Below are 4,278 nucleotides of genomic sequence, written 5' to 3'. Positions count from 1 at the left end.
CCATAAATGGAATCAATTAGATTTCAAAGGAGGTGATATGAATACCTCGATAATAAAGACAAGTCTCGGACGAACAATTATGGTACAATGGGATGAAACCAGTCCACGACCTTATACCAGACTCAATTTAATACAGGGTACCAAAGGTATTTTGGCCGGTTTTCCTACACGTGTCGCTTTGGAAGGTGGTATAGACGGCATTACAGATAGCCATCATCAATGGGCACAAGGGGAACAACTGGCGGCTATTTATGATAAATATGATCATCCGTTGTACAAGCGCTTGTCATCTACCACCAGTGAGAGTGGTCATGGAGGCATGGATGGGATGATGGTATATCGCATAATTGAATGCCTTCGAAACGGCCTGCCCCTGGACCAAAATGTATATGAAGGTTGTTTCTGGAGTGCCGTTTCTCCTTTAAGTGAGATCTCCGTTGCCAACAATGGTGATCCACAGGCATTTCCGGATTTTACACGAGGTAATTGGAAGGAAACGAAACCTTTGGATATCATAGCATAATTTCACTGTAATCGAAACATTTCTATAGATAATCCGTCTCATTAATAAGTAAGTATTTTCTTTTTGGTTATGAATAAACAAATTAATTCGATAATAAGGCAATTGAGTGAAGTTCATAATGGTCCAATATGGGCGGGACAATCCTATGCTAAAAAGTTATCTCAATTAAAAGGAAATGAGATGTTTATACGTCCTCTGCCTGCTGTGCACAGTATCGCCGAAATAATTGCACATATCATTTCCTGGCGAAAGGATACCATCTTAAAATTAAAGACCGGCAGAGGGGAACTTAAAGATACCCATCCAGATAATTGGAGATCAAATGACGAGTTAAAGACTATTGGTTGGGAGAAGACCCAGGAAGAAGATAATAAAACGCTCCTGGAATTATTGGAACTATTACGAGATAAGGATGATACATTTTTAGATGAAACCTATTATGACCCCGAATTTGGAGGTAATTATCCTTATTCTTTTGTGCTTGAAGGTATGTTACACCACGACATCTACCATTTAGGGCAAATTGGGCTGGTGATAAAATTGTTAAAGGAATGAATCTAACAGTAAAACCCATAATAGAAACGCCCAGATTAGTTCTCCGGGAGTTTGTTCTAAATGATGCTGAAAATATTTGGGAACTAAATTCAGATCCTGAGGTTATAAAGTATACTGGTGATCCTCCTTTTGCCACTGTTGAAAAGGCGAGGGAATTTCTTCTTAATTACAAGGATTATAAAAAAAATGGCTTTGGCAGATGGGCTGTTATTACCAAAGTATCCGACTCCTTTATAGGATGGTGCGGACTAAAATTGAATGAGCAAAATTTAGTCGATCTCGGATTTCGTTTTTTTAAGAGAGAATGGAATAAAGGTTATGCTACAGAAGCTGCCGCGGCCTGCCTTGAACATGGATTTTTGAAACTCAATTTAAAAGAGATTATTGGCAGGGTTGCCAGACAAAATAAAGCCTCTATAAAAATATTGGAAAAACTTTCAATGGTTTACTGGAAAAATGATAGCTGCAAGGGTATTGAAAACTCCTTGTATTACAAAATAACTAAAGATCAATACCTTCAAAAACTAATAAAACACGCCTAATTGGACATGGATTCGAAATCTGATTATATCAAAATAAATAAGACCTCCTGGAACAGTAAGACCGACACTCATATAGAATCTGATTTCTATAATATGAAAGGATTCCTCGATGGCGAGACATCACTTAAAAATATAGAATTGAATCTCCTTGGGGATATAAAGGGCCAGAGTATTTTGCATTTGCAATGTCATTTCGGACAGGATACGATCTCATTAGGAAGGCTTGGTGCCAGGGTCACCGGGGTTGATCTTTCAGACAAAGCAATCGACAATGCCAGAGAGTTAGCTGTGAAAACAAAAATAGAAGCTAACTTTATTTGCTGTGATCTTTATGATCTTCCTAATCATTTAAATGAAGAATTTGATATTGTTTACACTACTTATGGAACTATAGGCTGGTTGCCTGATATTGACAAATGGGGGCAAATTGTCTCTGGTTTTTTAAAACCTGGCGGCAGACTTATTTTCGTAGAATTTCATCCCGTGGTCTGGATGTTTGATAATGAATTTAGTAAGGTAGAATACAACTATTTTAATTCCGGCCCAATAGTGGAAACTGAAACAGGAACATATGCAAACAGGGATGCTAATCTCACGCTGAAATACGTTATGTGGAATCATAGTATAGGCGAAGTGATCACAAGTCTTTTAAATAATGGACTTGAAGTGACATCTCTTGAGGAATATAATTATTCTCCTTACAACTGTTTTAAATTTACGATTGAACCTGAACCCGGTAAGTATAGAATTAAACACCTTGGGAGCAAACTTCCAATGGTGTATAGCATAGAAGCTAGAAGGAAGAATTAAATTTTTAAAAGTTAACTATTCATAAGTCATGAGAAAATCCCTCTATTTGATTCTGACCCTTTCGATAATATCCTGTATCAATAAATCGAAGCCAGAAACATCTGATCGCAGTGGTTATTATAGCGGTCTTTTTAAAAAAGGGAGTTTTGAAGATTCCATTGTTTTTGAACTGGAACAAGATTCCACACACTGGAAGGTCTATTTTACAAGCCTTGAACAAAACGCCAACAGAATTCCATTTAGAGAGCTTGAAGTAAAAGACGATTCAATTAATTTTAAATTACAAAGCGATTTTTACACCTATTCATTTAAAAATAAATGGGCAAATAACGCTGAACTCCGGGGTACACTAACTGTGGACACAATGAAAATTCCATATACGCTCTTTAAATCTTTAGCAAGTAGCAAGGAGATCCCAACTGCTGAGGACATAAGTTTTAAAACCAATGACCTGCTATTGAAGGGCACTATTTACTATCCACCAAAAGACACCAAAAAAGCCCTGGTTATTGTCACTTCCTCCGGCAATTCCGATAGGAGTGCTTCAAGAGCAGAAGCTCAGCTTTTTGCAAAACGAGGTTATACCACCTTTATTTATGACAAACGGGGGACAGGTATTTCTGAAGGCGAATGGACAAAGGCCAGTATAGAAGAACTTGCGTCAGATGATATTAATGCTATTAAATGGTTTTCTCAAAAGACAAACATTCCTATTAACCACATTGGTATTAAAGGCAGCAGCCAGGGAGCTAGCAAGATCCCATATATTTTGAATGAATTAAAAGACCTCAAATATGGCATTGCCGTAAGTTGTCCGGGTTCTTCCTTATTGGAAAGTGATCTTAACTACTGGAAAAACAGAAATAAAGAAATACTGGGTGATAATATGGTTGAGGCATCCAAATTTGAGCGAAAGGTTTTTGAAACTATTGCGGGTCAAATTTCCAAAGAAACCCTTCAGAAAGAGATCAACATTGCTAAATCTCAAGAGTGGTTTGATAAAGTATGGATTCCCAACCTTGATGAGATCGAAATAGATAAGAAACTAAACTTTACGCCCATTCCCTATTTTGAAAAAATAAAACAGCCTGTATTAGTTGTTCAGGGTAGTTTGGATGAAATTATACCTGTGAGTAGTTATGAAGTAATTTCAGATGCACTTGATCAGGCTCAAAACAAAAAATATAAGATAATTTTATTAAATGGGGCCTCACATTCCATGTATAATGTTGGGCAAAGTGATTTTCCCTATTGGTCCAAGTTACATCCCAAATACTTAACCACTTTGGAGAATTGGATCAATAAGCTTCCAGAAACAAACTAGTGGCGCAAATAAATTATTTTGACTCAGATTTATTCTTCAACATTTAACTGCTATATTTAGTAAATCTATCAGTAAATAATAACCAAACACTACTGATTGGAAAGTAATATGATTTCAGCACTAGGAAAAATTTTCACGGATCTTTTTATAAGATATATGCCCAGTGCCTATGTTTTTGCATTACTTCTCACTTTGTTCACTGGATTTATGGCCCTTATCTGGACCGATGCTTCATTTATGAACATTATTGGTGGCTGGTATAATGGTTTTTGGACCTTATTAGCCTTTGGAATGCAGATTATTCTTGTTATAATAACAGCCTACAGCATAGCCCAATCAGCTCCCGTTGAAAAGGGGATTAATTGGATAGCTGGTTTTATAAAAACTCCGGGGCAGGTCTATTTATTTGTGTTGATTTTCAGCGCATTGTTTTCCCTGATCAGTTTTGGAATGATTGTAATTGTTGCCATTTTAGCCAGAGAACTGGCGAAAAGAGTTAAAGGATTAAACTATCCCTTCTTAAT

At 36.7% G+C, this 4,278-nt stretch carries 5 protein-coding genes and 1 pseudogene; all 6 read left to right on the top strand.

What is annotated here, in order from left to right; translation table 11 throughout:
- Positions 1-523 (top strand): annotated as a pseudogene (locus Q0X66_RS11280) (alpha-N-acetylgalactosaminidase); the annotation flags it as partial.
- Between the two features lie 69 nt (positions 524-592).
- The gene (locus Q0X66_RS11275) at positions 593-1,078 is read left to right on the top strand and encodes a DinB family protein (protein WP_297706390.1); all 486 of its coding nucleotides are present in this window, start codon (positions 593-595) and stop codon (positions 1,076-1,078) included.
- Positions 1,075-1,620 carry a GNAT family N-acetyltransferase gene (locus tag Q0X66_RS11270; protein WP_297706388.1) on the top strand — a complete coding sequence of 182 codons (546 nt, stop codon included), beginning with the start codon at positions 1,075-1,077 and terminating at the stop codon, positions 1,618-1,620. Before Q0X66_RS11275 ends, Q0X66_RS11270 begins: the two co-directional genes overlap by 4 nt.
- A 6-nt stretch (positions 1,621-1,626) precedes the next feature.
- Entirely contained in the window at positions 1,627-2,430 is an 804-nt protein-coding gene (locus Q0X66_RS11265) for a class I SAM-dependent methyltransferase (RefSeq protein WP_297706386.1), read from the top strand.
- Positions 2,431-2,458: 28 nt separating this feature from the next.
- Entirely contained in the window at positions 2,459-3,754 is a 1,296-nt protein-coding gene (locus tag Q0X66_RS11260) for a prolyl oligopeptidase family serine peptidase (protein ID WP_297706384.1), read from the top strand.
- 96 nt (positions 3,755-3,850) lie between these two features.
- A partial coding sequence (locus tag Q0X66_RS11255) for a TIGR00366 family protein (protein ID WP_297706382.1) occupies positions 3,851-4,278 on the top strand: 428 nt, incomplete at its 3' end.

It is taken from the genome of uncultured Eudoraea sp. (assembly GCF_947260015.1).
Lineage (GTDB): Bacteria > Bacteroidota > Bacteroidia > Flavobacteriales > Flavobacteriaceae > Eudoraea.
Note: the sequence above shows the minus strand (reverse complement) of the source record. Positions and strands in the feature narration are given on the sequence as shown.